At 46.8% G+C, this 26991-nt stretch carries 30 protein-coding genes and 1 pseudogene; 19 read left to right on the top strand and 12 right to left on the bottom strand.

All coding sequences use genetic code 11. From position 1 onward, the window contains the following. Positions 1-153: 153 nt before the first annotated feature. Genes ACRN9H_RS17750 through msrA form a run of 4 tightly spaced genes read right to left on the bottom strand, consistent with a single transcriptional unit; the run spans position 154 to position 1678 of the window. The gene (locus ACRN9H_RS17750; RefSeq protein ID WP_011711656.1) at positions 154-399 is read right to left on the bottom strand and encodes a glutaredoxin family protein; all 246 of its coding nucleotides are present in this window, start codon (positions 397-399) and stop codon (positions 154-156) included. A gap of 54 nt (positions 400-453) precedes the next feature. Continuing rightward, a complete protein-coding gene (gene msrB, locus ACRN9H_RS17745; protein WP_005403705.1) occupies positions 454-894 on the bottom strand; it encodes a peptide-methionine (R)-S-oxide reductase MsrB in 441 nt (146 codons plus the stop codon). 31 nt (positions 895-925) lie between these two features. After that, the gene (locus tag ACRN9H_RS17740) at positions 926-1186 is read right to left on the bottom strand and encodes a glutaredoxin (RefSeq protein ID WP_005403706.1); all 261 of its coding nucleotides are present in this window, start codon (positions 1184-1186) and stop codon (positions 926-928) included. Positions 1187-1189: 3 nt separating this feature from the next. Continuing rightward, complete coding sequence (gene msrA / locus ACRN9H_RS17735; RefSeq protein ID WP_069785042.1) at positions 1190-1678, bottom strand: peptide-methionine (S)-S-oxide reductase MsrA; 489 nt, start codon at positions 1676-1678, stop codon at positions 1190-1192. Between the two features lie 122 nt (positions 1679-1800). On the opposite strand from msrA, the gene ACRN9H_RS17730 reads away from it, so the two are divergent. The 4 genes from ACRN9H_RS17730 to ACRN9H_RS17715 all read left to right on the top strand — a co-directional run bounded on the left by ACRN9H_RS17730 (position 1801) and on the right by ACRN9H_RS17715 (position 5898). Next, positions 1801-2736, top strand: coding sequence for an AraC family transcriptional regulator (locus ACRN9H_RS17730; protein ID WP_002123001.1), 936 nt, complete (start codon positions 1801-1803; stop codon positions 2734-2736). 2 nt (positions 2737-2738) lie between these two features. Next, the gene (locus ACRN9H_RS17725) at positions 2739-3479 is read left to right on the top strand and encodes a hypothetical protein (RefSeq protein ID WP_011711659.1); all 741 of its coding nucleotides are present in this window, start codon (positions 2739-2741) and stop codon (positions 3477-3479) included. A gap of 840 nt (positions 3480-4319) precedes the next feature. Next, complete coding sequence (locus tag ACRN9H_RS17720) at positions 4320-5348, top strand: IS30-like element ISShes10 family transposase (protein WP_011711660.1); 1029 nt, start codon at positions 4320-4322, stop codon at positions 5346-5348. Positions 5349-5421: 73 nt separating this feature from the next. After that, positions 5422-5898, top strand: a complete 477-nt coding sequence (locus ACRN9H_RS17715) for a DM13 domain-containing protein (protein WP_011711661.1) — start codon at positions 5422-5424, stop codon at positions 5896-5898. A gap of 407 nt (positions 5899-6305) precedes the next feature. On the opposite strand, the gene merR is transcribed toward ACRN9H_RS17715, so the two are convergent. Continuing rightward, positions 6306-6761 carry an Hg(II)-responsive transcriptional regulator gene (gene merR / locus ACRN9H_RS17710; protein WP_001166628.1) on the bottom strand — a complete coding sequence of 152 codons (456 nt, stop codon included), beginning with the start codon at positions 6759-6761 and terminating at the stop codon, positions 6306-6308. 71 nt (positions 6762-6832) lie between these two features. Here merR and merT point away from each other — a divergent pair, with 71 nt between their 5' ends. The 9 genes and pseudogenes from merT to ACRN9H_RS17665 all read left to right on the top strand — a co-directional run bounded on the left by merT (position 6833) and on the right by ACRN9H_RS17665 (position 11833). Then, the gene (gene merT, locus ACRN9H_RS17705) at positions 6833-7228 is read left to right on the top strand and encodes a mercuric ion transporter MerT (protein ID WP_001294653.1); all 396 of its coding nucleotides are present in this window, start codon (positions 6833-6835) and stop codon (positions 7226-7228) included. A gap of 15 nt (positions 7229-7243) precedes the next feature. After that, positions 7244-7519, top strand: coding sequence for a mercury resistance system periplasmic binding protein MerP (merP, locus tag ACRN9H_RS17700; RefSeq protein WP_000732275.1), 276 nt, complete (start codon positions 7244-7246; stop codon positions 7517-7519). 27 nt (positions 7520-7546) lie between these two features. Next, positions 7547-7972: an organomercurial transporter MerC gene (gene merC / locus ACRN9H_RS17695; protein ID WP_000522996.1), complete on the top strand. Its 426-nt coding sequence runs from the start codon at positions 7547-7549 to the stop codon at positions 7970-7972. A 38-nt stretch (positions 7973-8010) separates the two neighbouring features. Further along, positions 8011-9696 (top strand): mercury(II) reductase, encoded by a 1686-nt coding sequence (merA, locus tag ACRN9H_RS17690; RefSeq protein ID WP_000209296.1) that lies wholly within the window; start codon positions 8011-8013, stop codon positions 9694-9696. Between the two features lie 17 nt (positions 9697-9713). Then, entirely contained in the window at positions 9714-10079 is a 366-nt protein-coding gene (merD, locus tag ACRN9H_RS17685; RefSeq protein WP_001277466.1) for a mercury resistance co-regulator MerD, read from the top strand. Beyond that, positions 10076-10312 (top strand): broad-spectrum mercury transporter MerE, encoded by a 237-nt coding sequence (gene merE / locus ACRN9H_RS17680; RefSeq protein WP_001087807.1) that lies wholly within the window; start codon positions 10076-10078, stop codon positions 10310-10312. The genes merD and merE overlap by 4 nt, the downstream gene beginning before the upstream one ends. Positions 10313-10377: 65 nt before the next feature. Beyond that, positions 10378-10590: a DUF3330 domain-containing protein gene (locus ACRN9H_RS17675; protein ID WP_000993245.1), complete on the top strand. Its 213-nt coding sequence runs from the start codon at positions 10378-10380 to the stop codon at positions 10588-10590. Positions 10591-10747: 157 nt separating this feature from the next. After that, positions 10748-11434: pseudogene (locus ACRN9H_RS17670) on the top strand (DUF4113 domain-containing protein); the annotation flags it as partial. Between the two features lie 123 nt (positions 11435-11557). Continuing rightward, complete coding sequence (locus ACRN9H_RS17665; protein ID WP_041413367.1) at positions 11558-11833, top strand: transcriptional regulator; 276 nt, start codon at positions 11558-11560, stop codon at positions 11831-11833. A 156-nt stretch (positions 11834-11989) separates the two neighbouring features. On the opposite strand, the gene ACRN9H_RS17660 is transcribed toward ACRN9H_RS17665, so the two are convergent. The 6 genes from ACRN9H_RS17660 to ACRN9H_RS17635 all read right to left on the bottom strand — a co-directional run bounded on the left by ACRN9H_RS17660 (position 11990) and on the right by ACRN9H_RS17635 (position 19325). After that, entirely contained in the window at positions 11990-13522 is a 1533-nt protein-coding gene (locus ACRN9H_RS17660; protein WP_011711663.1) for a nucleotidyltransferase, read from the bottom strand. Beyond that, the gene (locus ACRN9H_RS17655) at positions 13519-14457 is read right to left on the bottom strand and encodes a CBASS cGAMP-activated phospholipase (protein ID WP_011711664.1); all 939 of its coding nucleotides are present in this window, start codon (positions 14455-14457) and stop codon (positions 13519-13521) included. The genes ACRN9H_RS17660 and ACRN9H_RS17655 overlap by 4 nt, the downstream gene beginning before the upstream one ends. Positions 14458-14537: 80 nt before the next feature. Further along, a complete protein-coding gene (locus ACRN9H_RS17650) occupies positions 14538-16103 on the bottom strand; it encodes an SAVED domain-containing protein (RefSeq protein WP_011711665.1) in 1566 nt (521 codons plus the stop codon). After that, the gene (locus tag ACRN9H_RS17645) at positions 16096-16581 is read right to left on the bottom strand and encodes a Mov34/MPN/PAD-1 family protein (protein WP_049796111.1); all 486 of its coding nucleotides are present in this window, start codon (positions 16579-16581) and stop codon (positions 16096-16098) included. The genes ACRN9H_RS17650 and ACRN9H_RS17645 overlap by 8 nt, the downstream gene beginning before the upstream one ends. Further along, entirely contained in the window at positions 16565-18292 is a 1728-nt protein-coding gene (locus ACRN9H_RS17640; RefSeq protein ID WP_011711667.1) for a ThiF family adenylyltransferase, read from the bottom strand. Before ACRN9H_RS17640 ends, ACRN9H_RS17645 begins: the two co-directional genes overlap by 17 nt. 1 nt (position 18293) lies before the next feature. Next, on the bottom strand, positions 18294-19325 hold the full coding sequence (locus tag ACRN9H_RS17635; RefSeq protein ID WP_011711668.1) for a nucleotidyltransferase domain-containing protein: 1032 nt from the start codon (positions 19323-19325) through the stop codon (positions 18294-18296). A gap of 200 nt (positions 19326-19525) precedes the next feature. On the opposite strand from ACRN9H_RS17635, the gene ACRN9H_RS17630 reads away from it, so the two are divergent. From ACRN9H_RS17630 to ACRN9H_RS17605, 6 genes are all read left to right on the top strand, one after another. After that, positions 19526-19870, top strand: a complete 345-nt coding sequence (locus ACRN9H_RS17630; RefSeq protein WP_011711669.1) for a helix-turn-helix domain-containing protein — start codon at positions 19526-19528, stop codon at positions 19868-19870. Between the two features lie 9 nt (positions 19871-19879). After that, positions 19880-20689 carry an ImmA/IrrE family metallo-endopeptidase gene (locus ACRN9H_RS17625; protein WP_011711670.1) on the top strand — a complete coding sequence of 270 codons (810 nt, stop codon included), beginning with the start codon at positions 19880-19882 and terminating at the stop codon, positions 20687-20689. A gap of 1065 nt (positions 20690-21754) precedes the next feature. Beyond that, on the top strand, positions 21755-22036 hold the full coding sequence (gene tnpA, locus ACRN9H_RS17620) for an IS66 family insertion sequence element accessory protein TnpA (protein ID WP_133040548.1): 282 nt from the start codon (positions 21755-21757) through the stop codon (positions 22034-22036). Beyond that, positions 22036-22386: an IS66 family insertion sequence element accessory protein TnpB gene (gene tnpB, locus ACRN9H_RS17615; RefSeq protein ID WP_014610304.1), complete on the top strand. Its 351-nt coding sequence runs from the start codon at positions 22036-22038 to the stop codon at positions 22384-22386. Before tnpA ends, tnpB begins: the two co-directional genes overlap by 1 nt. Positions 22387-22407: 21 nt before the next feature. Further along, on the top strand, positions 22408-24075 hold the full coding sequence (locus ACRN9H_RS17610) for an IS66-like element ISSpu21 family transposase (RefSeq protein WP_101057747.1): 1668 nt from the start codon (positions 22408-22410) through the stop codon (positions 24073-24075). A gap of 18 nt (positions 24076-24093) precedes the next feature. Then, positions 24094-24357, top strand: a complete 264-nt coding sequence (locus ACRN9H_RS17605; RefSeq protein WP_014610306.1) for a transposase — start codon at positions 24094-24096, stop codon at positions 24355-24357. Positions 24358-24568: 211 nt separating this feature from the next. Here ACRN9H_RS17605 and ACRN9H_RS17600 read toward each other — a convergent pair whose 3' ends face one another. After that, on the bottom strand, positions 24569-26986 hold the full coding sequence (locus tag ACRN9H_RS17600) for an Ig-like domain-containing protein (RefSeq protein ID WP_432315455.1): 2418 nt from the start codon (positions 26984-26986) through the stop codon (positions 24569-24571). Positions 26987-26991: the final 5 nt, after the last annotated feature.

Here is a 26991-nt window from a genome sequence, read left to right as displayed (position 1 = left end):
CAAACGACGATAAGACCACGTTTTCCAACACCAGCTTGATGAAGTATCTTTGCTAAAACTCCGCAGCATGTTTCTTGGTAACACAACTGCGGAAAATTGCTGTAATCATTGATCTTACTGCTTATTAAGTTATTAATAATTCTAAAAAACTCATTATTTCATTGAAGCTTCCAACCACCTGTCAAGGTCCTTGAACTTGGGGTTTCTCAGCTTCTTTGTCCCAACCACTATTGTCGGGAAATTCAGCTTTCCGTTCGAATAGAGGGAGCACAGTTCATCAGCAGCCGCGTCGTCTTCATGAACATCCAAAAAAACAAACTGGCTCCCTTTTTCTTGCAAGTACGAATGGTAAATCTTGGTTTTATGGCAGTCTTTATGACCGAACAGCTTAATCAACACGAACGGCTCCTTTTTTCAAAAGGTTCACTTTCATAAACCCCCTCGATTTAAAAATTATTCTACAAACTTCAATGACTCCGAGTTAATACAGAATCGGACCCCTGATGGCTCAGGACCGTCTGGAAAAGCGTGCCCCAGATGGGCTTCGCACACATTGCATAGCACTTCGATTCTGCGCCCGAAGGTCGTATCCAGTTCATATTGAATTACGTTGTCTGCGACTGGCTCAGAAAAACTCGGCCATCCCGTTCCCGAATCGAACTTTAGGTTCGAGTCAAAGAGTTCGGTGTCGCAGCCCACACAGGCGTACCTTCCAGCTTCATAAAATGAACAGAGTTCTCCGGTGTGCGCGCGTTCGGTGCCTTTCATCCGCATGACCCGAAATTGCGCTGGCGTCAGAATTTCTTTCCACTCTTCCTCGCTCTTTTCTACTTTTTTGGGAGGCGCGGGAGTGCCGTTATCCAGGTAGTTGTAAATGCTTTTCCAATTGAACATATATTTGCTCCTTTATTTTAGGGTTCACTCTTTAGCTATCAATCCACGAGAAGAAGTCTGTAGCACTACCAATGAATTCTCCATCCACAAAAACTTGCGGTACAGTTTGGAGATTTGTTCTTTCCTTCAACTCCAGGTAAGTCTTCGGATCGTCGTCTACGCGAATTTGTTTGAAATCGACCTTTTCAGCAGTTAGGTAATTCTTCACGCGTGCGCAAAATGGACAATGGTCTTTCGTATAAATAACAACATTCTTAAGTGCTTTCATTTTTTCCTCGTTCATTTGGTTCATGATTTAGTCTCTTTCAAAATGGCAAGAGTATCCGCTGGGATTCCTCTGCAAATAGTTTTGGTGATATGCCTCAGCGTCGTAGAATTCTTTTTCCAGGGTGACGGTCGTGACCACTTCATTCTCGAAGCGACCGATCTCATTGACCTCATCAATCACGTTTTCGATAATCGCTTTCTGTGCATCGTCACGATAGAACGCTGCCGAGCGATACGAAGTGCCAACATCATTTCCTTGGCGATTCTTCGTAGTCGGATCATGGATTTTGAAAAAGTAATGTAGAATCTCTTCGAGAGATATTTCGTCTTGGTCGTATTCCACGCGAACCGCTTCGGCGTGCCCCGTTTTCCCTGTTATAATATCGGCGTAGGTAGGATCATCAAAATCTCCGCCAGAGTAGCCCACCTTCGTTGACGTCACACCGTCCAGACTCCTAAGGAGGTCTTCGAGACCCCAAAAACACCCTCCGGCAACGATCACATAATCTAGTTTCATAAAGCCTCCTTAGTTTTCATCCACTTACTGATTAGACTGACTTTACAGCATGTAAAATAGATATAATATGTTCAATAGTTCGTATAACATGACCTATTGGACAGTTTACGTAGGAGCTATATATGGATGTTCTCAGTGAAATTTTAGATAAGGTAGAGCTTACTAGCAGCTACTGGTATAGAACCTCATTTGCGGGAGACTGGGGCATCAGCCTCCCGCAGGAAGAGAATCTAGCGAGATTTCACATCGTGACTCATGGCGAGTTTTGGTATGAGGTGCCAAAACTTAAACTTAAAGCATTGGCGGAGCAGGGCGATATTTTGATCTTTTTCAAAGGGATGGAGCACACCATGGCCAGTGCACCAAAAATCAAGGCCGAGCCTGCGGTCGAATTTAGAGCTAAAGCCAACCTCACCGAAGCTCAAGTTTTGGAATACGGTGATCAGAGCAAGCTCAAAGCCAACGTCGTTTGCGGACATTTTTGTTTTAATGGCGGACCCGATCATCCATTCTTAAATTCGCTGCCAAATGTCGTGCATATCAAGAGTGCTGATAACTCCCACTCGCCTTGGCTTGCCATGCTTTTAAGTATTATAGAGCAGGAAGCAAAATCAGGGCTTCCTGGAAGCAACACGTTAGTCAGAAAGCTGACCGAAATTATCTTCGTGCAAGCGTTAAGAATCCACATGTACAAATCCAATAAAAATGCTGGATTCTTCAAACTGATCGAAAATCCGCAACTCAGCAAAACCTTGGAAGCTATTCATCATAGTCTCGATAAAAAATGGGGTCTTGACGATCTCGCCGGGATTGCGGGGATGTCGCGTACGAACTACAGCGTCAAATTTAAGGAGCTGTCAGGCATGACACCTCTTGATTATTTAACCTATTGTCGGCTTGAAAAAGCAAAGCAGCTGCTTAAAGAATCCGGTAAGTCTGTTCCCGAAGTGAGTGAAGCCATTGGGTATCCGGCACATGAACACTTTCAAAAGTTGTTTAAGAAAAAAATTGGCAAAACTCCTAGCGCGTACAGAAAAGAAAATTCTGAAAAGGTGTAAAAATGAATATCTATAACTCTCCTGTTACCAAAATAGCTTTCTGGGTCATAGTCATTGGTGGTGCGGCTTGCCTGCTTATCCCTTTGTTTGCACCTCTTCTTCCGCTGCAATATTTGAAAGGTTATGGCGAAATAGGAGATGTTCTTGGAGGTATTTCAAGCCCATTTGTACAAATTCTGGGTTCAGTGCTTCTCTTTCTGGTGTTAAAAGCTCAGATTGACGCTAATGGCATCCTCCATCAGCAAATCGAAAAGGAATATACGAAGGAGCAACTGAGGCACGAGTTGAATCAGCTTCACGAACTTTATATGTTCGTCGAAAGAAACATTAAAAATTTTAGCTACGATCAGGAAAAGATGATTGATGGCAAGTCGCAAATGATCCTTTTGCATTCCCGGCGAGCGATTAAATGTTTCATTGAGGATCTAGAGAGCTTAGATGTTGATATTCACAAAGATGACGACATTTTAAGGTTCGACGGGGTTAAAGAAATTATGAGCATTTTGAACAGCGTTGACCTATATTTCGACAAAATCAAAGACAGCGAGATTGCACCTTATCATAAGAGTTTTTATAAAACGCTTATGCAGCACGAACTTCTCTTCAGCGTTTTTCCTTATCAAGATCTCGACAATCAAGCGTACCTAAAACAAGAGCATTGCCCAGAGTGTGGTGAATATCATGCAAATTATCCGCCACTGATTTATGACCGGTTACAGAAAATTAAAAAAAGTTTCTCCTGATGTATTATGGATATTTATTCGGTATCGGTCCTACCAAAAAGCTATTTGTAGTATCTCGAGTACGTGCTGTGGTGTAGTAATTCCAATCTTAGAAAACTCAAAGCTTATTCTGAAACTATCGGAATTGTCGGTTGGGTGAGACTTAGTCGCCCCGTAAAGCCTTATCGGGGCGGCAAAGATAACTTTTTATATCACTGCTATTGATGACGTCCTTTGTTTACTAAAGTTGTAAGCCCTTATTCTTTGTTTTAGACCTTCAACCACTCCGGGCTTGTCACTAGGAGAGTCCCCTTGGCTAACCTTAGCCGTCAGATCGTATTCAGCGATTTCTAGCCGGTCCCCCTGAATCATTTTACGCCAACCGTTCCACAACTTAGGGTCAAGCTCTTCGGTACGCCAACCATCGGTCGGTTCGCTCCGACTCGCTAAAGCCAGATCCCTGATTTGGTTCTGGAGCGTTAGATCGTCAATCATTGTTCAGCGCCGTACAAAAATGCTATTTTGTTCATACTCAATGCGTTTGTGGGTTTGGTTTGTTTGGCGACTGATCTGATCGCGCAAACTGCATTGAGTTCCCTTACCTGAGTGATCTACTATTTCGCACAGTTATTTAGCTTTATCGTAACGCTCAAGAAATTGGGCTTAATGCCGAATACAATAAAATAAAACAGCCAACCCTTGAGGCTCTTATGCGCCAGAATTTACCAGTGACGGGTCGAAACTTAGAACTCCCAAAAGATACCAATATTCTTTCGACTACCTCCCCTCAAAGCCATATCACGCACGGCGGCCGCAAAAACTGAGTGCAACACCTGACCTTTCCGGTACGGTGCTGCCACTATGTCCTATCACGAACTCAGTATCCCCGAACGTGCGACCCTTCAACTCGGCCTTGCCCAAGGTTTCAGCCAGCGGCGAATTGCCCGGATGCTCGGCCGCTCCCCCTCGACCATCAGCCGGGAGCTGCGCCGCAACCGGGCCCCTGGCACCCGCTACCAGGCCTGTGCTGCCCAGCAGCAGATGCAGGTCCGCCGCCAGGTCTGCAGGCCTCAGTGCAAGCTGCTGCCGGGCAGTGAGCGCTTCGAGCTGGTCGTCCATATGCTGCGTGAGGGTTTGTCTCCCGAGCAGATTGCCGGCAAGCTGCGCAGCATGAACATACCCAGCCTCAGAGAGGCCTACGTCTGCCGCGAGACGATCTATAACGCGATCTACGCCCTGCCGGTCGGTGGCCTGCGCAAGGAGCTGATCATCTGCCTGCGCCAGGGCAAGACGAGTCGCAGGCCGCGCTCTGGCGGCGTCGATCGGCGCGGCCAGATCCCTGAAATGCTCAGCATCCACGTGCGCCCGCCGGAGGTCGAAGACCGGCTGATGCCAGGCCATTGGGAGGGCGACCTGATCAAGGGCAAGGCCAATGCCTCGGCGGTGGGCACCTTGGTGGAGCGTACCAGCGGCTACCTGATGCTGATCAAGATGGCCGACGCGACGGCGACCTCGGCGCTGGAGGGCTTCAGTGCGGCGCTCAATGGCATGCCGCTGGCGGTGCGCAAGAGCATGACCTACGACCAGGGCCGGGAGATGGCGCGGCACGCCGAGATCACCCAGCGGACCGGGGTGGCGATCTACTTCTGCGACCCGCACAGCCCCTGGCAACGCGGCAGCAATGAGAACATCAATGGACTGATCCGCCAGTACCTGCCCAAGGGCACGGACTTGTCGGTGCATAGTCAGGAAGCCCTGGACGCCATCGCTTTGCAACTGAATATGCGACCGCGCAAACGCTTCGACTTCAAATGCCCGATCGAGGTGATGGGCGAAGTGATGCAAGAAGCCGTGGTGATGCGGCATGATGCTCCCGCTTCAATTCAATAACCGTGTTGCACTCAGATCCTGCAACCAGCTATTATGATGGACACACCAAATAACTCACTGCATGAGGCAACCCATGAAAAAGCAATTAAAAATAATTCTGCTCGCGTCCCACCTGGCTCTGTTTGGCGCGGGAGTTGGGCTAGGGATCTATATACTTCCGATTTTGACAGCACAAGAAAACGCCACCATCGCCGAAATTGAAGAAGTGCAAAAGGTGGCAAAGTATAGCGGAGAGTTCAAGAAAGATCAGAAAGGCAGCGACGCCCTTCACTGGGCGAATGGACAACTTTTTGTTACGGATAACGAAATTGTATTTAAAGGTGATGTAGCACCTGGTCCAGACTACAAAATTTACCTGACAAAGAAACAAGCCACCGACAAAGAATCGTTTTTGGACATAAAGAAAGAAGCAATTCTGATTGGCGAATTGAAAAACTTCGGGAATTTCAAGAAAACCATTCCTGCAAGCGTCAACGTCAACGAGTTTACAACGGTCCAAATATGGTGCGAGCATTTCTCTAAGTTCATCGGCTCCGCAAAATATCAGTAAACAAGCTTAAACTTGGATCTTGCCTGTTCACGAATAACATGCGCCTCATGCCAATGGAAATTAAAGTCTTGCCGGGCATGAGGCCTCCCCTCCACGTCTAGATTCTTGAAGTCAAAATTGACCTCAACCGACCCTCAGACACTGACTACGATGCCTGCATACCCTGAAGCGGTTCACCAGATGGGCTTGCGACAGAGATAAGTACGCGCCAACCTCAGATGCCGCTAAGGCTCTATACGCCGCCTTATCGGAATGGGTGGAATTTTGCGCGCGAGCGTCTAATGTTATCCAAGAGCGAGGGCTCTGATTAGTCCCGTCTCCCATGAAGATTCGCAGACTAAGACCCCTATTAAATCTGTAACATTTCGCTAGTTGGGGTCGTCTCAGAATTCGGAAAATAAAGCACGCTAAGGCGTAGTCACCCCGTGACTCCCCCGCGCCGATGCAGCGAGCTTCGTTCCGTCTTGCAGTGACGCAATCAGCGGGCAGGAAACGTTCCCTTTCCGCGCATGGCAGGCGCACACCAGTTCAGACAGCACGGCCTCCATGCGTGCCAAGTCGGCCATCTTCTCGCGCACATCCTTGAGCTTGTGCTCGGCCAGGCCGCTGGCTTCCTCGCAATGGGTGCCATCCTCCAGCCGCAGTAGCTCGGCGATTTCGTCCAGGCTAAAGCCCAGCCGCTGGGCCGATTTCACGAACCGCACTCGTGTTACATCCGCCTCGCCATAGCGGCGAATGCTGCCATAGGGCTTGTCTGGCTCCGGCAGCAGGCCCTTGCGCTGGTAGAACCGGATGGTCTCCACATTGACCCCGGCCGCCTTGGCAAAAACGCCAATGGTCAGATTCTCAAAATTAATTTGCATATCGCTTGACTCCGTACATAACTACGGAAGTAAGCTTAAGCTATCCAAACCAAATTTGAAAGGACAAGCGTATGTCTGAACCACAAAAGTCTGAACCACAAAAGTCTGAACCACAAAAGTCTGAACCACAAAACGGGCGCGGCGCGCTCTTCGCCGGTGGGCTGGCCGCCATTCTTGCGTCGGCCTGCTGCCTGGGGCCGCTGGTTTTGATCGCCTTGGGGTTCAGCGGGGCATGGATCGGCAACCTGACGGTGCTGGAACCCTATCGCCCGATCTTCATCGGCGCAGCGCTGGTCGCGCTGTTTTTCGCCTGGCGGCGCATCTACCGCCCGGCGCAAGCCTGCAAACCGGGTGAGGTCTGCGCGATTCCCCAAGTGCGAGCTACTTACAAGCTCATTTTCTGGATCGTGGCCGCGCTGGTCCTGGTCTCGCTCGGATTTCCCTACGTCATGCCATTTTTCTATTAATCACAGGAGTTCATCATGAAAAAACTGTTTGCCGCCCTCGCCCTCGCTGCCGTTGTTGCCCCCGTGTGGGCCGCCACCCAGACCGTCACGCTGTCCGTGCCTGGCATGACCTGCGCCTCTTGCCCGATCACTGTCAAGCACGCGCTTTCCAAGGTTGAGGGCGTGAGCAAGACCGACGTAAGTTTCGACAAGCGCCAGGCCGTCGTCACCTTCGACGATGCCAAGACCAACGTCCAGAAGTTGACCAAGGCGACCGAGGACGCGGGCTATCCGTCCAGCCTCAAACGCTGATCCGTTAACCGAACTCGGGAGCGACACATGGGACTCATCACGCGCATCGCTGGCAAAACCGGCGCGCTCGGCAGCGTCGTTTCCGCGATGGGCTGCGCCGCCTGTTTTCCTGCCATCGCCAGCTTTGGCGCGGCCATCGGACTGGGCTTCTTGAGCCAGTACGAGGGGCTATTCATTGGCATCCTGCTGCCGATGTTCGCCGGCATCGCGTTACTCGCCAATGCTATCGCTTGGCTCAATCATCGACAGTGGCGACGCACGGCGCTCGGCACGATAGGCCCGATCTTGGTGCTGGCAGCGGTGTTTTTAATGCGGGCTTACGGCTGGCAGAGCGGTGGACTGCTCTATGTCGGCCTGGCCTTGATGGTTGGGGTGTCGGTCTGGGATTTCATCTCGCCAGCACATCGCCGCTGCGGGCCGGACAGCTGTGAATTGCCAGAACAACGTGGCTGACGGCAACAGCCGTAGCCACCACAGAAAAGGAAAAATACATGACCACCCTGAAAATCACCGGGATGACCTGCGACTCGTGCGCGGCTCACGTCAAGGAAGCCTTGGAGAAAGTGCCCGGCGTGCAATCGGCGCTGGTGTCCTATCCGAAGGGCACAGCGCAACTCGCCATTGAGGCGGGCACGTCATCGGATGCGCTGACTACCGCCGTGGCCGGACTGGGCTACGAGGCAACGCTTGCCGATGCGCCACCGACGGACAACCGCGCCGGCCTGCTCGACAAGATGCGCGGCTGGATAGGGGCCGCTGATAAGCCCAGTGGCAACGAACGCCCGTTGCAGGTCGTCGTCATTGGTAGCGGTGGAGCCGCGATGGCGGCAGCACTGAAGGCCGTCGAGCAAGGCGCGCAGGTCACGCTGATTGAGCGCGGCACCATCGGCGGCACCTGCGTCAACGTCGGTTGTGTGCCGTCCAAGATCATGATCCGCGCCGCCCACATCGCCCATCTGCGCCGGGAAAGCCCATTCGACGGCGGCATGCCACCCACACCGCCGACGATCTTGCGCGAGCGGCTGCTGGCCCAGCAGCAGGCCCGTGTCGAAGAACTCCGTCATGCCAAGTACGAAGGCATCCTGGACGGCAATTCAGCCATCACCGTTCTGCACGGTGAAGCGCGTTTCAAGGACGACCAGAGCCTTATCGTTAGTTTGAACGAGGGTGGCGAGCGCGTCGTGATGTTCGACCGCTGCCTGGTCGCCACGGGTGCCAGCCCGGCGGTCCCGCCGATTCCGGGCTTGAAAGAGTCACCCTACTGGACTTCCACCGAGGCCCTGGCGAGCGACACCATTCCCGAACGCCTTGCCGTAATCGGCTCGTCGGTGGTGGCGCTGGAGCTGGCGCAAGCCTTTGCCCGGCTGGGCAGCAAGGTCACGGCCCTGGCGCGCAATACCTTGTTCTTCCGTGAAGACCCGGCCATCGGCGAGGCGGTGACAGCCGCTTTCCGTGCCGAGGGCATCGAGGTGCTGGAGCACACGCAAGCCAGCCAGGTCGCCCATATGGACGGTGAATTCGTGCTGACCACCACGCACGGTGAATTGCGCGCCGACAAGCTGCTGGTCGCCACCGGCCGGACACCGAACACGCGCAGCCTGGCATTGGAAGCGGCGGGGGTAGCCGTCAATGCGCAGGGGGCCATCGTCATCGACAAGGGCATGCGCACCAGTAGCCCGAACATCTACGCGGCCGGCGACTGCACCGACCAGCCGCAGTTCGTCTATGTGGCGGCAGCGGCCGGCACTCGTGCGGCGATCAACATGACTGGCGGCGATGCGGCCCTGGACCTGACCGCAATGCCGGCCGTGGTGTTCACCGACCCGCAGGTCGCCACCGTGGGCTACAGCGAGGCGGAAGCACATCACGACGGGATCGAGACCGACAGTCGCCTGCTAACACTGGATAACGTGCCGCGTGCGCTTGCCAACTTCGACACACGCGGCTTCATCAAGCTGGTCATCGAGGAAGGTAGCGGACGGCTCATCGGCGTGCAAGCGGTGGCCCCGGAAGCGGGTGAACTGATCCAGACGGCGGTGCTCGCCATTCGCAACCGTATGACCGTGCAGGAACTGGCCGACCAATTGTTCCCCTACCTGACCATGGTCGAAGGGCTGAAGCTCGCGGCGCAGACCTTCAGCAAGGACGTGAAGCAGCTTTCGTGCTGCGCCGGATGAGGAAAAGGAGGTGTTCAATGAGCGCCTACACAGTGTCCCGGCTGGCCCTTGATGCCGGGGTGAGCGTGCATATCGTGCGCGACTACCTGCTGCGCGGATTGCTACGGCCGGTCGCGTACACCACGGGCGGCTACGGCTTGTTCGATGACACCGCGTTGCAACGGCTGCGCTTTGTACGGGCTGCCTTCGAAGCGGGTATCGGCCTGGACGCACTGGCGCGGCTGTGCCGGGCGCTGGATGCTGCGGACGGTGACGGTGCGTCTGCGCAGCTTGCCGTGTTGCGGCAACTCGTCGAGCGTCGGCGCGAGGCCCTGGCCAGCCTCGAAATGCAACTGGCCGCCATGCCAACCGAACCGGCACAGCACGCGGAGAGTCTGCCATGAACAGCCCAGAGCACTTGCCGTCTGAGACGCACAAACCGATCACCGGCTACTTGTGGGGCGCGCTGGCCGTGCTCACCTGTCCCTGCCATTTGCCGATTCTCGCCATTGTGCTAGCCGGCACGACGGCCGGCGCGTTCATCGGGGAGCACTGGGGTATTGCAGCCCTCACGCTGACCGGCTTGTTTGTCCTGTCTGTGACGCGGCTGCTGCGGGCCTTCAAGGGAAGATCATGACCGCTTCCCAGCCAGCCGAGAGTGGGCAGCTTTGAGCTTCGCTACCAATCTGGAGGAGTACCACCATGAACGCAAACGCCCCGAACACTGCCAGTTGCACCACCTGCTGCGTATGCTGCAAAGAAATTCCGCTCGATGCCGCCTTCACCCCGGAAGGCGCGGAATACGTCGAACATTTCTGCGGGCTGGATTGCTATGAACGCTTCCAGGCACGCGCCAAGGCCGCGACAGAATCTGACATTGCGCCTGTCCCTGGCGGTTCGCAGCCGTCAGATTGAGGCATGCCCTAACTGGGCGTCAGGCCGGAACCTTGGGCAGTGTCAGAATAGGGCCGATTCCAGCATTTTCTGACGACTCGCCTGCAACCTCTAGGGCCTCAACCTGACAGGCCGCACGCTTAGCGTACGATTTTGTCCGTTTTCTCTATCGTCCCCTATTAGTAAAAAACTAGAGTTGATGAATATTAAAACGGCCTACGACCTAGCACAAATGCCTGCAGGGCATGCTCGTAAGCAATTTAGCATTGAAATCGAGCGTACGGTTCGTGAGCTAAATGGCATCGAGTGCAAACAATGGGATCAGGCAAGAGCCGATAAACAGCAGATATTTTCAACTCGTTCAGTTGGTGAGCGGATAACCGATTTTAACTCTTTACTGCAGGCATTGAGTAAGCATGTTGGAATTGCAGCAGCGAAGGCAAGGGCACAGGGATCTAGTTGCAAATCAATGCTACTGTTCGCCAGTAATTCGCCTTTTGATGATCAACCTAAAAGCTTTAAAACGCTGATCCATTTCCCATGTGCGACAAATAGCACGGTCGAAATGACGCAGGCTGTCTCAGCGGCTGCACCCAAATTATTCAGAGAAGGTGTACGTTACTACAAAATCGGAGTTGGGCTCATCAACCTCGTTTGTGACAAGCGTCAGCAATTCGACTTATTTAATGCGCCAAAAGCTAATCCTGCTTTGATGCAAGCGCTTGATGGCATTAACTTTAGGTATGGCCGTGATACGCTGTTCTTAGCTGCACAGGGAATCGAACAAAAGTGGGCTATGCGGCGAGAACTGCTTAGCCCTCAGTACACAACCAAGTGGGACTGTTTGCCTATGATAAAATGCTAATTTTGACCCTTTTCAATTTATCTGTGGCCGAAGTTGTAATGTTCGGTCCTGTTGGGTTGACCATATTTTGGTATTGCTCCACATTGTATTCAGGATCATTTGCGATTTGACTGGAGGAACTAAATGAAGAATTCGAAATTCAATACATTGCTCTCAAAATGTGATCCAACGGCCCCAATACCTAATGATTTAGCAGAATTGCTTGATGCCCCCTCTGTTGGAAAAGAGGTCATTCCTTATAGTGTAGAGAAATCAATAAGTTCTGAAGAAGAGTATCGAGCTGCTTTAAAGCGAATTGACGAACTGTTTGATGCATTGCCTAATACCGCCGAAGGTGACGAACTTGAAAAATGGATTTCGTTGATTGAATCATATGAAAATGACCACTTCCCAATGTAAATCAATATTGCCCCAAAGCGTGCCAGAGAAACTTTTTGCCGTCATTACAGAATTTCATCAGTTGACCAAATTTTTGTAATGTTACAACGCCTAGATTAGTTAGCAGCGTAAGTGTTGTAGTTTTTGCACTTAATTCTTCTTGGAAGTTCACGTTATTCATACAGCGAACCTATCTCTGACGCTTACGACAAATTCACCAGTTCTCGCAACGCATACACGATCTTTGATGACGAATCCCTCAACCCAATGATCACCAGTGTAGGAGGTGGATTCTGTTCGATAAATTTCGTCTGCAGACGTGTTTGATTGAGTAGATATTTCCCCCCTAAGCTGCCCTACATTTGCCGCCTCTTGACCTGTGTTTACTACCTGCCAATAAACGTCGAACGGTGCAGGAACATTAGTCTTAAGTTTGAACTTTAACTCCTTTCCTTTGAGTAAAGGCTGTCCAGACTGAAACTCTTTCCAATATATGTTGGATTTATAACTTGCTTTTATATTCGCTGAATATATGTTTGCAACAATAGGGTATCGAAGTTGTTCCTTATGGGGCACATTAAAGCTTAGTGCAGGTAGATTTGTTGGTTTGTATACATCAACAAGTGACTTAGTTAACTTATCTTCCTCGATAAAGGTATCAATATTGATGAAATCGTCTCTGAGCCAATCCACCCATCGGAAAAAAGCTTTTGCTCTTGCGTTATCATCCTCATGCCATCGGTCAGCGAAGTTTTCTCCCGGATTAGCAGGGTTGGGGATAAGCCACTTCCCATCAGATGTGCGAGTTATCAATGTGTAGGTATTTCTTGCGTAGTAATCATTAAAAACAAAGCTATTGCTTAATTGATGAGAGTGCTGGTTTAAAGATGATATTAGATTTCTCAACGTGTCATAGATAGTTGCTTCATTGTTATAACTATTGGCAGCTAATACAGTAATGATCATTGAGATTGGTTTGAAGGTTTCAATATCTGATTGTGAAAACCTTACGTCACGGTGTCTCTTTAATAGCTGAATGGCCCTCTGCAACGGCGTTTTAACGTGGATATTTGGAACATCGTCAATCGAATTGTACAACTGTCTTTGATTGTTGAAGATGCGTTGTTTCTGAGTTAATTTTGCTTGTTCAAATACAGTGCCATTTCTTTCGTAAAACCATGCAGCAAATCCTTTCGGGTTGCTCGTTGTCCAAGAGTAGCTGTTTTCTTGATCTTTATTTGTAGCTGCAATTGATTGAGGTCGGGCTAATAAACTGTTTTCTACAACAGAAGGGAGTATATCCATATGGAATCCAACCCCATCATCTTCAGCATAGTTAAGAGTCCAGCAGCGCTTTCCTTCATCATCTAACAATCGGGAATAAGTGCCATTCTCTTTAATCCGTTCCCCAACCTGATTTTTTACAGTGGAGGCTAGTACAGCCTGTTTTGAATGCCCCAAGTTGCAGACCAAATCAATGTCATAATCTGCATCTTTACTATTTTTGAATGGGCGGATTTCTGTTCCAAGCTTAAAAGAGCCTTGAAGGTATACCTCTGGGACACGAAATGTTCCAGGATAGTTACCTTGCTCTAGGTGCGTTTTCATTGAATTAAAGCGATCAATCGCTTGCTTATATTTAGTCGGTGAAATATCCAACTTTTTCGCCGCTGTTAATAGGGCCTCTTCCCTAGAAACTATTTGAGTCACGATACATTTCCTCCTAAGACAAAGTTGCTAATCTCTTTACTTCCATATGTAAAATTCTTGTCGGCTAAACTGATCAAATTATCGATTTCAGAAACGTCATCGAGTGGCAGATCAGTATCTGACTCAAAATCAATTCTTAATATTTGCTCAGGCTTCAAATGAAGCTTTAGATAATTCAACGCGCTTTGGCTCTGAAGCGATAGCATGAAACTTATAAATTCTTTATGCCTCCAGCCCGTTGCAAGACCCCAGTCTCCCTTGTGCTTTAAACCATAGGCGACTTTGGAATGACCGGTGCCGATGGATACCACTTGTATATCATCGTAATTTATCCCCAGTCGTTTTTGGGCATCGATAACAGCCACTAATGCTGGGTTGTTTGCCCACAGACCACCATCTGATAACAAGTACTCATCAACTTTATGAGGGTCAAAATATGTTGGGGCTGAGCAAGATGCTAGAACAGCATCTCTGACTTTGACCAACCTATCGCGATTAAACGTTGGGTCATAAGCCGATTTAAATACATGAACTCCGCCGTTACCAACATCCGTTGCAGGTAGAATCAGAGGCTTGGCAATTTGCCCAAGCGTACTATCGTTGAAAACACCTTTAAGAACTTTATATAAACTGCCACAGTCATAGACGCTTTCAAGCAACGGTTGCGTAATGTTTCGAAGCTTCTTAAAAGGTATTCTCGACTTTTTCTTTTTGAAAATATCTTCGCCATGTTCTTTGTACATGTTAACTATTTCGGTTGCGCGGATGTCGCAGGCAACACCAGCCGCTATTATGGAACCCGTACTAGTGCCAGCTATCATGTCGAATGACTCTAAGAGATTGATTCCGAGTTTTTCTTCGAAACATTTAAGTATGTGCGCAGGGTAAACCCCTCGTATTCCACCGCCATCAATGCTTAAAATCTTAAAAGTCATATGTATCCTTACTCCTCTGTAAACCGCCAGTTGACCAAATTTTAGTAATGCTACAGAGTGGCTCTTCTAACGATGGCTACTCATTGAGGTATTGATAGATTAACTTTTCCGTTTACTTGAGTTATCGACAGTTTAGACCTCATTTCGTCACCATCGAAGTCATATACAAGAAGTGCTGGCTGATAGAGATCAAAGGCTTGACCTATGAATACACAAGCAGCGTTAGATGCACAGATGAGCAAGTGAACACGCTTCACAGAAAATTGGTCATGAAGTTTTTGCAGTATTGCATGAAGTTCACTTTTTAATTCTAACCCGTTTTCCGGATGCGGGATCGCCGCATTACCCATTTGCTTGGCTACGATTTCAATCTCAGGATAACCGAGAGCTGTTGCAGTCTTTTTCATTACTTCAGGATATTGAGTTAATGCTATAGAGATCGTGACTTCTGATGATTTTCCTATTTCGCTCTTCCAGTTCACCTTGTAAGGTGTTTCTGAGCGAGAATCCTGAGGCCAAACCCAGCAGTTTCCATCTCGGTATCTGAGCATTGGCGTGATTTCAGATTTATTTCCTAGACACGCTCCTAATCCGATCAAAGCAGGCATTGGCCCAAATGCGAATAGCGCCGCTCGATATCCATAATTTTTTGTTTGATTAACTATGGTTTCTGCTTCCTCTGTAACAATTTCATCCATTTCTTTGGTAAACCGTTCAGGTTTGGTTCTGTATCGGCGTTCATTGTCACTAAGATTATTCAATGCTCCTCTCATGCGAGTTCTTAACCTAGATAAGCTTCCTGCAATGTCTCTTGATTCAGGGGGAGAAACAACATGGCCTCCTACCGGCCAAAGAACTGAAAATACAGGAATAGGCTGGAAACTCAGTCCTTCAAGTAATTTCTCAGTATTAATTAAAAACTCGGTTCGCATTTGAGTAAGTCTGGATGCAGGGTAATCAGCACACGCAACTCGATCTATTAATCGGTGGTGTTTGTCGCATAGAAGCAAGATATTAGCTGGCTCATTAGAAAGTTCTTCGGATAGATAAGGTATACCCCTTGGGCCACTCTCGGATGACGCAACATTGTGAGCCAAGTATGAATAGTTACCAGATGTCCCCGTCAGATCATCAATATCCAATCTATCCCCGCAGCCTTCAAACATACAATAGCCATGACTATCACGCATCACTTGATTAATTGTGGACTGTGTGAAATCTTTACCACGACCTTTATTAAATCGCTGTTCGATATTCCTAGAGATATAGTCGATAACGTCATTGACTGGCAAGACTCTAGATTGGCTAACACAGGAATTCCATATTTTAAATAGCGACTCTATTGTTCCATATTCGTTTTGAGATATGTTGCGACCCTGGAGGTGGCGAACCTCAAGACTATCCCCACAATCCATCAATGTTAGAGCATCCTTAAGCTCCGCATCAATTACGTTAAGCCGAAAACTGGCTCGGAACTCATGTGAATACAATATATATATCTGGTTTTTTACACGCTCATCGGTAAGTAATCCAACATGCTCCCACACAAAAAAAGTCTTAATGCCCAATAGAAACTCTGCGAGCTTGTCAATTGACTCTATGGGATAAAAACATGCTTGATGAAAATGTAGCCTCTCGTCAGTCATCGATTTGTTCCTTAAAAATTCGTTTAAATGACCCGTTAATTTCCCGAAAGATACAGACGTCTTTCTGACCAACAATTACAAAGACTAATTCTCTGTCAGGGTTACGTTTTATGCATTTCTTCCAATCTGCAATATCTATATACGATGGGGTGGGTGTTGGTTCAGGATGTGTGTGCCATGTACCCAAGTAGCCTAGTTTGCCATGCGAACTTTCGTAATAAGAATTAACTGATTTCTGGTGATGAGGAGCACGCATATTAAAGTTAACTCTGGTGGCAGAATCTTCTTTCTGAGGGGTAGTACAGTGTTCTAGCCAAAATTCATTAGCGTCAGCGGACTGAGAACCAATTAATGCTCCAAAAGCTTCACTTCTATCACGTGACATCTGCCTGTAAGAATACCAAACGTCAATTAGTTCTTCGGAAAGGTAAATTTTCGTATCTTTGATGCCCGTATCTTGCTCAATGAGTGCAGACATCACAGTCCTCATCAACCAAAGGTAAGTATTCAAGCGAACTGCTGAAATTGTAGTAACGATGAGTCAGCCTGATGCCCTCCGCCATTGCATCTTCATCTAAGCCCTTCCAACTGACTTTACATGACTTTGCTTGTTTGCCTTCCAAATACCGAATGGCCAAATTTGCTGCCATTACAGCTGTTTGAGCCGAACTTGCTGCGCCATATGAAATAAATTGTTCCCCACAGCCAGCGATATTTTTCATGGTTACCTGATTGGGTTCGATAAAATTCATATTTGACACAAGCCCTCTTACACCTGTTTCTTGGCAAACGTAAGAGCACAATAAACATCCCTCTGAACTAGGGATATCTAATGTTGCGTGGCCGCCAACGCCAAAACCTTCCAACCAACTGTTCATGACAGCAACTTTTGAGTTGTTATCCAAAAGGTATTGTTTAAACAACCGTTCCTGGGTCGGATTGCCTATAGCAATGACAATCAGGTCAAAATCATTCATACGGCTACTGCGAGCAAACTCCATCAGTTTATCTAATTTCCATTGTGCACAAGACCAGGGGAATTGTCGTTGAAGAGCGACACTTAGGGCTGCGGTTTTAGGTGCTCCTACCCAATGCTGTTCTAAAACATGGCGATACAGATTATTGATTTCGTATACATCAGGATCTACTAACGTAAGATGCCTGACTCCGGCAGCAGATAACTTATGCGCAATTTCACAGCCTACTGAGCCAACACCTATCACTGCTACCTTTTTGTCTGCTAACGACAGAATGCCTCCACCACGTTCCACAGTATTCTCTTGATTGAATAGCCGTATTGGTAAAGCTTCCAATTTCCAGTTTTTCAGCTTTTCATCTGATAGTGGTAGCGCATTTTTGGTTTTACCGCTAAGTTTCAGTGCGAACCAAGTACGTTCATCATTAACAGTTTTGGCAGTAAACACGAGCCAATAAGCAGTTTCACGCCATTGACCGTATTTTTGTTGTAAATCACTTCTAACCTTTACCGGTAGCGAAGATATTGTATTTAAATACCATTCATCGAGAGCATCTGAATGTTTAGGTGCAGGAGTAAGTGTCTCGATTGGAATAACAACCGCTTTTCCTGCTATGCGTCGATTACCCTTATCTATAGATAATTGAATATCACTGATAACCGAAAGCGAATCGTCAGCCGGATGAACCATATAGTGGCTTTCGATGCCAAATTGCTTGCCACCTACTGGCCTATATACCGATAATGTTTGTAGAACCGGCCTTGCGATATTTGCCAGTAGGGGTTTAAAGCTATCTGGAGCACAGATTCGCAACCATTCACTGGAGAACTCACGAAGCAATTCACTATGGTTCCAATCTGGATTCGTTATGCATTTCTCTAACAACAAGATATGCCTCCGAAGCGATTCTTCTACGACTAATAGTGGTTGTTCGAAATTTACTGACAGTGACTCTGGAGCATTAACACAAACAGTGCCAATCTGAATCCCTGCATATTCATGAACAGAGACATGAGCCAACCTGCCAATGGAATCAGGGTTAATTAAGAAAAATTCGGGCAGGCGGTAGTAGGGAGGATCTGCTACCAGCATTAATTGTATACCATGATTAAGGATCGTTGTTTCCACTACGATCCTCTCACCTCCAGCTACTTCACTGGTTGTGCAGTTGAAGCCCTGGTTGATAAGGTGCTGTTTTATTTCGCTTAGCACACTATGCCCCCTGTGACGTTCCAACTACCCCAGCGCTACTGTAAGCCACTTTTTTGGCATTACTGTCTTGCTCCTTTTCTGGTACTTCAAAGTCACCACCGAACAGTCCTTGCAAGATTTCACATTGTTTACGCAAAGAATCTTCGTTTAATGCTTGATCGAGTTTAGTCAACATTGCATTTAGCTTGTTATAGAGCTGTGTTCCTGTGTCAATACTACTGTTTTCAAAAACATTTCTGTATGGTTGAACCGGTAACCGCACATCGATTTTGTACTTACCATCATCAACCCACTGGAAATAATTGGCATTCAAAATTGCTGAAACAGTGTCGCGTAGCGATTGCAAGTCACTGAGTTTACCGTCATTGCTGATAGATGGACTGAACTTATCTTTCAACATTAGTGTGAGTCCAATTGAAAACACTTTTTTGCCTACATTTTGGCCGAATTTTTCATCTCTCCAGCGTTTTACGTATCTGACCAAACGTTTGACCTGTCTGATTTTCAGGTCTGCAGAGCCGATGTATTGGCTGCTATCATTAATATGTTCTATCAGTTTTTTTGGCTCTGCAGGAGACCACACACGGTTTTCTACATTTGAGTTCAACTTACCGACTGCCAGTTCATACTGCTGACCTAGTTTCCGGTATATGACTATGTCGATATGTAGGTTTAAATTCATGTAGTCAGCAGTGACACAAGGCTTTTTTATTCTTGCGTTTTTAAAACCACGCTTTTCCAAAACTTTTAGAACAAGTTTTTTAACTTCAACCGGATCATCAGGAGCATTATCTGCATCAATAACAACTGCTCTATCGATATCAAAGTCAGCCACTGGGTGCTTTATGCCTGTATGCGTGCTTAAAGAACCTTGAATAAACGTTTCAATTATTGGATAACCTGCGTTTTTAAATTCATCCCTTAAATCATCCAGGATACTAGAGTCCTTCGACCTGGCTTCCCGGTAAGTATCATCCTCTCGTCCTAATTTAATTTTGTCGTGAAATTTTGAGAATTGGTTTTGTAAAGACATAGTTAGCTACCTCTTATAAATTTGTTCACTGCAAATCTCTCTAAGACAAACTCACAGGTGAACAAGGTCTGCACCTACACCTATGTCGCTCTCGCTGGTTATTAACAGAAGTTAATTTATTAACCATCGTTTACAAACATACGCCTTCTAGCTAAATAGATCAACTGCTGTTAATATAAAAATTAACGGAGGGTTATTTTATGGCTGACAAACTTCAGCAAGCCGCACTTATCAGCAAAAACATAAAGCACATGCGAGAATTACTTGGCTGGACACAGGCAAGGCTCGCTAGCGAAGCTGGGATAACAGCGGCAGCACTGAGCATGATCGAAAAGGACGAAGGCCGAATGCCAACTATTGTTGTGCTGAGGAAAATCGCTTCGGCATTGGGTGTTAAACCTTATGAAATAACAGGAGAAGATGCACCAGAAGATTCTGGAGATAAAACGATTGAGTTCTACCGAAAATGGGGAGAACTTGATAAGCTGCCAGAACAGGATCAGCGTATATTGCGAGAAATGATGGAACGCTTCACCAAGAAGTAAGGAGTTGGTATGGAAGAACAAAAAGGAGCAATGGAGGCCGAATCTTTACTTGAAGATCTGGGTTTTGATCAGTTACCGATCAAAGTAATTCAATTTATTAATGCCGTTTCAGACGAAAGCTTTCCTATCAGAATGGAATTCCATGCATTTGTATCCGATCAGTTTTTAGGTAAGGCAATCGGTAGTCAAGATGGGGCTGGAATTATTATTAATAGCAATATTCCAGATTCTCGGCGGCTAAATTTCACTGCGGCACATGAAGCAGGCCACGTTTGTATGCACATAATGCAAGGCTCCTCTCAAGATTTTGCGTGTGGCAACTCTGAGCTTGGAGATTATTTTAAAGATCCGCTCGAACGCCAAGCTAATGGCTTTGCATCTGGGCTACTAATGCCAAAGCGATTGGTTAAGTCTTTGACTGATGGCGACGTAAACTGGCATAACATCAAACAAATATCCGATCTATGCGACACCTCTTTGGAGGCTGTTTTTAGAAGACTATCATGGCTTGAGAAAGCGCCTGTGGCGATGGTAATCCACCAAAACAAGCAATTTAAGCGTTTTGTTCCTACAAAGCATTTTAATTTTTATATAAACCAAACTAACCTATCCTCAGAGCAATTGGATTCTTGTACAAATGTCAGCCAAGAGGCATTTCCTAGTGACTTTGACGTTGTAGACCCGATAGATTGGGTTACACCAGAGCGAGATGGCATGAAGTTACTGGAGTTATATGCAAGCTCAATTGTACTCAAAGACGGGTTTATTTATACATTACTTAGTTACGATGATGACTGCCTGGAAGAAGTTGACATCTAATTTTTGCGGTTTGCAAACCTAATAGGCCAGTTACATAGTCATAGCAACAAACTTGGTTTTCTCTGAGTCGTAAACGACTGTAAGGTTAAAATTTCAATACGGTACATAGTATTGATTGGGATCTCAAAGATACCCATTTAGGAGTTTGTTTTTCTATTACTTTAAGAGGGTATTATCCCCATAGAAATTTTTATCTGAAATTGACGAATTAGAGTTAAGACTTTAACTCAGAATTGTCCCAAAGTGATTTTGCTAAGGTTTAATAGACATTCGTAGTAAAATTACAGTTTCTCACTTTAGTTATTTTATAGTTGCTCCTATTTGTCAGACTATGAGTACATTTTATGTCAATGTATGGTTATATGTTTTAGCTAAGTACTTGTTCCTAGGTATGCTGCTATGTCATGGTTTGGTTTCAGCGACAAGTATTCCCTCATTCACTGGTGCGGTAAAAAATGCACTAAAGGTCTTGGATGTTGAGCAGATGAACAATCGCTTAAACCAGCTAGTTAAATACCTAGGTGATCGACAGAATTAAAAGCTGATAGTTGAATCAAAGTAAGAGAGCGGAAAATCACGAATGGAAGAAAAACATCATTACCATGTATTTTATATTGGTTTGTCAAATCAGACAGGTCAGCAAGTTCAATGCACAGTGACTATCCCAGGGTGAGATTATGCTTTGTAAATTCTGTTAACATTTAGCTATTTTGTTCTTAAGTCGACTTAATGCGAGATTATTGATTGATATAAATCATCCATAATCGAATGAAATTCGTTCGACTGGATAGGTTTGTTAACCAATTTAACAATGTATAATCCGGCCCTGGTATATGAATGGAGATGGTTTTGATGAGCGATTTAAATTTCTAAACCCAAATGAGGAACAACTTGAATTTTTTGGGGCAAGATACAAAGAGAATTGTAATAGATTAGGGCTTGCATCTGTTTAAAGCGTCAATAGGGCTTTGAGAGCTGTCTACATGTAAGCGTCCATTTTAGGACGTCCTATTCCCACTTAAGATCGCGCGATAAGCTGTGCACTCATCATTACAGGAGAGTGATATGGCAAAGCGAGCTTACCGCAACGCTGCACAATGGCAGCAATTAATCGACTTATGGCACACATCAGAGCTGAGCATCACTGAGTTTTGCCAAACCCATCAACTGAGCACCATGTCATTTTATAAATGGCGGCAACGTCTATCACCACAAACTGAGCAAGCTAATGTGCACCAGGATACACAGTTTATCGATTTATCCGCGCTTGCACATCACGGTAACACCCGCTGGCATATCGTCTTGTCACTGGGCAATGGCGTTGAACTTACCCTTAGCCAGCAATAATGTTTATCCCTGCTGCCAACCAAAAAATCTGGCTGTGCACCACACCCGTGGATATGCGTAAATCCTTTAACGGTTTAAGTGCCCTGGTGCGCAATAAACTTTGCCATAATCCACAAAGCGGCCAGTACTTTGTGTTTATCAATGCCCGCAAAACCCAGATGAAGGTGTTGTACTTCGAAAGCTCAGGCTATTGTGTCTGGGCTAAGCGCCTCGAGCAAGGTCAGTTTCCGGTGAAACCGCATCCGAGTGGGATCCAATCACTCACCGGTTGCACCCTGCAAATGATCGTTGACGGAATTACCGTACTTCGCCAGAAACAAGCGAAGCGCTATGGGCAGTCAATCGCTTGATAAGTCTGTATAATTGACGCTATGAAAATCAAGCCTTCATCCTCATCCAACGTGGCAGCGGACGCCGAGACACGGGTTAATTTGACCAGTGAAATCGCGCGCCTGCAGAGTTTGTTGCAACAGGCTTCTGCAGAGAATCAGGCCTGGTCAGAAAAGTACGGCAAGCTGGAAACTGAGCATGCGTCATTGCGCGAAACCTTCGCAGGCATTCAGCAACGCTTAGCCTGGTTTGAGAAGCAGTTGTTTGGTCAGAAGTCAGAAAAGCGCGCCTTGGAATTGGGTATGCAGTTAAGCTTACTGGGCGATATGGTGCCAGCACTGGCCCAACCCGAAGGTGAAACCGAATATACCACCTACACCCGCAGAAAAGGCAAACAGCGCCCGGATGATTGCGTTAATGACAGTGGTTTGCGATTTAACGATAACGTACCGGTGAAAGTGATTACGCTGATACCAGACGAGTTAAAAGGGGAAGATGCCGACCAGTATGAAGTGATTGGCGTAAAAAGCACCTTCCGCTTAGCACAGCGCCCAGCGAGCTTCGACGTGCTGCGCTATGACCGGCAAATCATCAAACACAAAGACAGCGACACTATCCTGCCAAGCGCAGCGCCGTTCAATGTGCTGGATAAAAGCGTGGCGGATGTGAGCTTTATCGTCGGCATGTTGGTGGATAAATTCCAATACCACTTGCCGCTGTATCGCCAACACCAGCGCTTAGCCGCAGCGGGCATTACTTTAAGCCGCAGCACACTGGGCACCATCGTGGCACGCGGTATTGATTTACTCTATCCGATTGTGGATGCGATGCTGACCAGCATCTTACAAAGCCAGGTGCTGGCAATGGACGAGACGCCGATTAAAGCAGGCAAAGCAGGCCCGGGCAAAATGAAGCAAAGTTACTTCTGGCCGGTGTATGGTGATAAGGATGAAATTGTTTTTACCTTCTCCACCAGCCGCGGGCGGCAACATATAGAAGAGATATTAAAACATCGCTTTAAAGGGACTTTATTAAGCGATGGCTACAGCGCCTATGCCAGTTATATAAAAGCGAATGAGGGCTTAACCCATGCCCAGTGCTGGGTGCACAGTCGCCGGCAATTTATTGCAGCCGAAAACAGCTGGCCACAACCGGCCAAAGAAGCGATAAGCCTAATCGCCAAGCTGTATGAGATAGAAGAGACTATCCGAAACCAAAAGCTCACGGATGACAAAAAACGCCAATACCGGCTTGCGCACAGTAAACCGGTGGTTGACCGCTTCTTTACGTGGTGTGATGACACCCTGCATAACCTGACGCTGCTGCCAAAAGACCCCCTCTACAAAGCGATTGGCTATGTACAAAGCAAAGAAATGGCACTGCGTGTCTTCTTAGAAGACCCCGATGTGCCGCTGGATACAAACCATCTGGAGCGGGCGCTCAGGCCCATACCCATGGGGAGAAAAAATTGGTTGTTCTGTTGGACAGAAATCGGTGCTGAGCATGTTGGCGTTATCCAAAGCCTGATAGTCACTTGTCGATTGCATGATATCAATGTAAACGATTATCTGACCGATGTACTGCTACGTATCAGCCAACACCCTGCCAGCCTGGTGCATGAACTGACGCCACGGTATTGGAAAACCCAGTTCGCCGATAATCCACTGCGTTCAGACCTCTTTGCTTTACCCGCCACTTCGGTAGAATAGCCTCCAGACGGAGGCGATATGCGCATAGAAGACCTAACCTTAGACGAATTACATGACCTGAACGAGCTCATCTGCAAGCGGATAGACTACTTACGTTTGCAAAACGACATCAATGTTCTAAGCCAGCTACGTTTAGGCCAAAAAGTCCACTTCAAGGCCAAAGAAGGCCAAGTGTTCGGCGTGGTTATCAAAATCAACAAGAAATCAGTGATGGTGGTCAGCGATGATAACCGCCAGTGGAAAATCCCACCAGGACTGGTGCAGATCATGAAAGACATCTAGCCAGGATGCTTGGCCGAAATCTATAAGGCGTCAATACGTCCTAAAATGGACGCTTACGTCTACATTAAGTTTTGAAAAACTCCATCATTTGTAAAGTCTCTCTCTGAGTATTAAAGTTTGATACTGAAATGGCAGTGACCACATCGGTGTACTGCCTTTTCAAAAAACTTCTGCGCAATCCGTATTTCAGTATTTTAAGTCAATCAAAGTTTTAGATACTGCTCTTCACTTCTAATATTTCAAATAAAAACTGCGCCTTTCCTTTTTGACCACTCACAGCGGGATACACCGAAAATTTAACCACTCCCGATTTGGCAACAGGGTTTAGCGTTACCGTTTGACCAGGCTTTACTACTTGACCAAGTACTTGAACACTTATTTCAGCATCAGTGCGTAACGTAAATAAAGCATCTTGCGGTCCCGAAGCGAGCTGGCTTTCAACTGTTCTCAGATCATTAATGACGACTTCACTGACAGGATTGTCTACAGAGCTAGCTAAATCCTTAGATACTGCAAGAGTGGTTAATGAGCCTACATTTACTATGTTAGGCGGCTGATAAGTAAAGCTCTTGCTACTAACGCCTTGGTTGCCAAAAACGTCGGTAGCTTTCACCGTTAAAGTATAAATCTCACCGGATGTAAGTGATGGGAAAAGCCTTGGATATTGCAATGAATACACGTTATTGCCTTTACTTACAGTGGCCAAATAAACCGTGTCGTTAGCTGAGCCGCCGGAGATAATAACACTATCGATGGTGTAGCTTGATTCATCTGCAATGGACACTACCAAGTCATCTAGCCCGACAATGTCATTGAATACTGCACTACCGTAATTGGTAATGCTTATTGTTGGTGCGGCGTTTTCTACTTTGAATGTTTGAAGCGGGGACACAGTGGTAGGCCCGTGATTCTCGACCATCTCTAATTCTAGTGAATGGTTTCCTGTCGGCAGAGAATTTAAGTTAAAGACGTATTCCCAATTAACACCGTTGCGAATTGAACTAATAGGGTCTAAATATTTTGTACCATATTTAATTCTAGCGGCCTTCATGACTAACCTTTCAAACCAACTGCCTGCACCCGGTAGATAAACAAATGCAGTAAGAGTGTTAGTTGTCGTATCAACTTTAAAACTGGTCATTTGCGGGTATTGAGCATCGTTATAGGTTGATTCGCCGTAGCTGTAATTCGCGTAAAGTGTTCCCATCGGCAGGCCCACTGACACAACACCGATAGCATCGTGCAAATAGCCATATCCACCTTTGGTCATCTCATATGTTAAACCCGTTAAGCTACAAATTGACTCACCTGCTGGAATGTCGCAAGAATATCCACGAAAACTTGCGCGTTGCACGTAATCCCGCGGCTGCACCCGAAGCTCAAAATCAGTCATTGTAGCTGGCAAAATCGAATTATGATGCATGATCCCTGTCGTAATAGACATTCGAACGTCATTTAACAAAAATGTTGCTGACGTCAACACTGGGGATTTTGAAGCAGTTTCAGACAATGACAAATTGTATTGGATAGTGCCTGCCATCCATCGACCAAAATCAACCCACTTAATTTGGTTTGCGTTGTTATATCCAAATGGCGCTGTCATATCAAAATAACCGTATTCACCATTAATTATAACATTTGTCGCTCCCACTGAGTTCGCGAGAGCAAGCCCCCCTTTCACTCCAGCGTCTCGAACGTTATCTACTGGTACTCTATATAACAATCGAACGGGGTTGGTTTTGACTGTCATGCCTGGCGTATAAGCTACAAAACCTACAAATGAACTAGATACACTTTCAGCCAAGTTTGCATCCGGGTCGAAGACTGCAAAAGGAGAAGATGGAGCCCCACCATAGTTGTCGTAATAGAATGTTTTGACAGTTGAACGAGTGATGTTACCTGCGGCATCATATAGCTGAGCCTGCATTGAATATGGATCAGTAGCGTTATTTGACGGTAATATATCTGATAAGTCTGTTTGTGCATTTATCACAGCTTTGAATGCTGCTTGGTCTATGACCATGGGTCTTGTTAATACGATGGAATCGGAATTTAGTTTTTGTACAATGACAGAACCTGAAACCGCACCTTTTACATCCGTTATCCAAATTTTCGAATCTTCGCCGGTGTTTTGTGTATTTAGCCACCAAATCTCATTCGACCCTGTTTCGGCACCATAATTGCCTGTTCCATTTCCATACCAGTCTCCAATGATAGGTCCCTCAGTATCAACTTCAACAACCTTTGTATACTGATCAATTGTTGTACCAGAACTGTTAATCGTTTCGATTTTAAGGCTATACAAACCATCCATCAATTTGGGGATAGTTATTGATTTTCCGTAAAATTCTCGTCCAGAAAAGCTTAACCTGTCAGAAACTCGAATAAAATCTGTGGTGTTGTTGAACACCGTCACTCCACTGGTGTTGATGACTGATAGCTTAAGTTTGTTATCAAGCCCTCCAGAGAGGTAAACCATCGCATCAGTTTGAGGGTTAATGAGCGAGCCCTCAGTGGTTTTCACTGTAGCGTTGGTGTCTGTATACGAAAAGCCTTCTACTGCCGCGTTAGCCATGCCAGAGCAGATGACGCTACACAGCCCTAAAAGTAGTGATTTATTAATTTGCATGGCCT

The sequence above is a fragment of the Shewanella sp. MF08487 genome (genome assembly GCF_050848685.1).
Classification (GTDB): Bacteria; Pseudomonadota; Gammaproteobacteria; order Enterobacterales; family Shewanellaceae; genus Shewanella; species Shewanella glacialipiscicola.
This window is presented reverse-complemented; position numbering and strand designations above follow the sequence as displayed.

What these genes read in the sequence shown, in the direction of transcription:
- msrB (WP_005403705.1), bottom strand. Translation starts at nt 894, where the DNA reads ATGTTCAATTGGAAAAGCATTTACAACTACCTGGATAACGGCACTCCC.
- ACRN9H_RS17740 (WP_005403706.1), bottom strand. Translation starts at nt 1,186, where the DNA reads ATGAACCAAATGAACGAGGAAAAAATGAAAGCACTTAAGAATGTTGTT.
- msrA (WP_069785042.1), bottom strand. Translation starts at nt 1,678, where the DNA reads ATGAAACTAGATTATGTGATCGTTGCCGGAGGGTGTTTTTGGGGTCTC.
- ACRN9H_RS17730 (WP_002123001.1), top strand. Translation starts at nt 1,801, where the DNA reads ATGGATGTTCTCAGTGAAATTTTAGATAAGGTAGAGCTTACTAGCAGC.
- ACRN9H_RS17725 (WP_011711659.1), top strand. Translation starts at nt 2,739, where the DNA reads ATGAATATCTATAACTCTCCTGTTACCAAAATAGCTTTCTGGGTCATA.
- ACRN9H_RS17720 (WP_011711660.1), top strand. Translation starts at nt 4,320, where the DNA reads ATGTCCTATCACGAACTCAGTATCCCCGAACGTGCGACCCTTCAACTC.
- ACRN9H_RS17715 (WP_011711661.1), top strand. Translation starts at nt 5,422, where the DNA reads ATGAAAAAGCAATTAAAAATAATTCTGCTCGCGTCCCACCTGGCTCTG.
- merR (WP_001166628.1), bottom strand. Translation starts at nt 6,761, where the DNA reads ATGCAAATTAATTTTGAGAATCTGACCATTGGCGTTTTTGCCAAGGCG.
- merT (WP_001294653.1), top strand. Translation starts at nt 6,833, where the DNA reads ATGTCTGAACCACAAAAGTCTGAACCACAAAAGTCTGAACCACAAAAG.
- merP (WP_000732275.1), top strand. Translation starts at nt 7,244, where the DNA reads ATGAAAAAACTGTTTGCCGCCCTCGCCCTCGCTGCCGTTGTTGCCCCC.
- merC (WP_000522996.1), top strand. Translation starts at nt 7,547, where the DNA reads ATGGGACTCATCACGCGCATCGCTGGCAAAACCGGCGCGCTCGGCAGC.
- merA (WP_000209296.1), top strand. Translation starts at nt 8,011, where the DNA reads ATGACCACCCTGAAAATCACCGGGATGACCTGCGACTCGTGCGCGGCT.
- merD (WP_001277466.1), top strand. Translation starts at nt 9,714, where the DNA reads ATGAGCGCCTACACAGTGTCCCGGCTGGCCCTTGATGCCGGGGTGAGC.
- merE (WP_001087807.1), top strand. Translation starts at nt 10,076, where the DNA reads ATGAACAGCCCAGAGCACTTGCCGTCTGAGACGCACAAACCGATCACC.
- ACRN9H_RS17675 (WP_000993245.1), top strand. Translation starts at nt 10,378, where the DNA reads ATGAACGCAAACGCCCCGAACACTGCCAGTTGCACCACCTGCTGCGTA.
- ACRN9H_RS17665 (WP_041413367.1), top strand. Translation starts at nt 11,558, where the DNA reads ATGAAGAATTCGAAATTCAATACATTGCTCTCAAAATGTGATCCAACG.
- ACRN9H_RS17655 (WP_011711664.1), bottom strand. Translation starts at nt 14,457, where the DNA reads ATGACTTTTAAGATTTTAAGCATTGATGGCGGTGGAATACGAGGGGTT.
- ACRN9H_RS17650 (WP_011711665.1), bottom strand. Translation starts at nt 16,103, where the DNA reads ATGACTGACGAGAGGCTACATTTTCATCAAGCATGTTTTTATCCCATA.
- ACRN9H_RS17645 (WP_049796111.1), bottom strand. Translation starts at nt 16,581, where the DNA reads ATGTCTGCACTCATTGAGCAAGATACGGGCATCAAAGATACGAAAATT.
- ACRN9H_RS17635 (WP_011711668.1), bottom strand. Translation starts at nt 19,325, where the DNA reads ATGTCTTTACAAAACCAATTCTCAAAATTTCACGACAAAATTAAATTA.
- ACRN9H_RS17630 (WP_011711669.1), top strand. Translation starts at nt 19,526, where the DNA reads ATGGCTGACAAACTTCAGCAAGCCGCACTTATCAGCAAAAACATAAAG.
- ACRN9H_RS17625 (WP_011711670.1), top strand. Translation starts at nt 19,880, where the DNA reads ATGGAAGAACAAAAAGGAGCAATGGAGGCCGAATCTTTACTTGAAGAT.
- tnpA (WP_133040548.1), top strand. Translation starts at nt 21,755, where the DNA reads ATGGCAAAGCGAGCTTACCGCAACGCTGCACAATGGCAGCAATTAATC.
- tnpB (WP_014610304.1), top strand. Translation starts at nt 22,036, where the DNA reads ATGTTTATCCCTGCTGCCAACCAAAAAATCTGGCTGTGCACCACACCC.
- ACRN9H_RS17610 (WP_101057747.1), top strand. Translation starts at nt 22,408, where the DNA reads ATGAAAATCAAGCCTTCATCCTCATCCAACGTGGCAGCGGACGCCGAG.
- ACRN9H_RS17605 (WP_014610306.1), top strand. Translation starts at nt 24,094, where the DNA reads ATGCGCATAGAAGACCTAACCTTAGACGAATTACATGACCTGAACGAG.
- ACRN9H_RS17600 (WP_432315455.1), bottom strand. Translation starts at nt 26,986, where the DNA reads ATGCAAATTAATAAATCACTACTTTTAGGGCTGTGTAGCGTCATCTGC.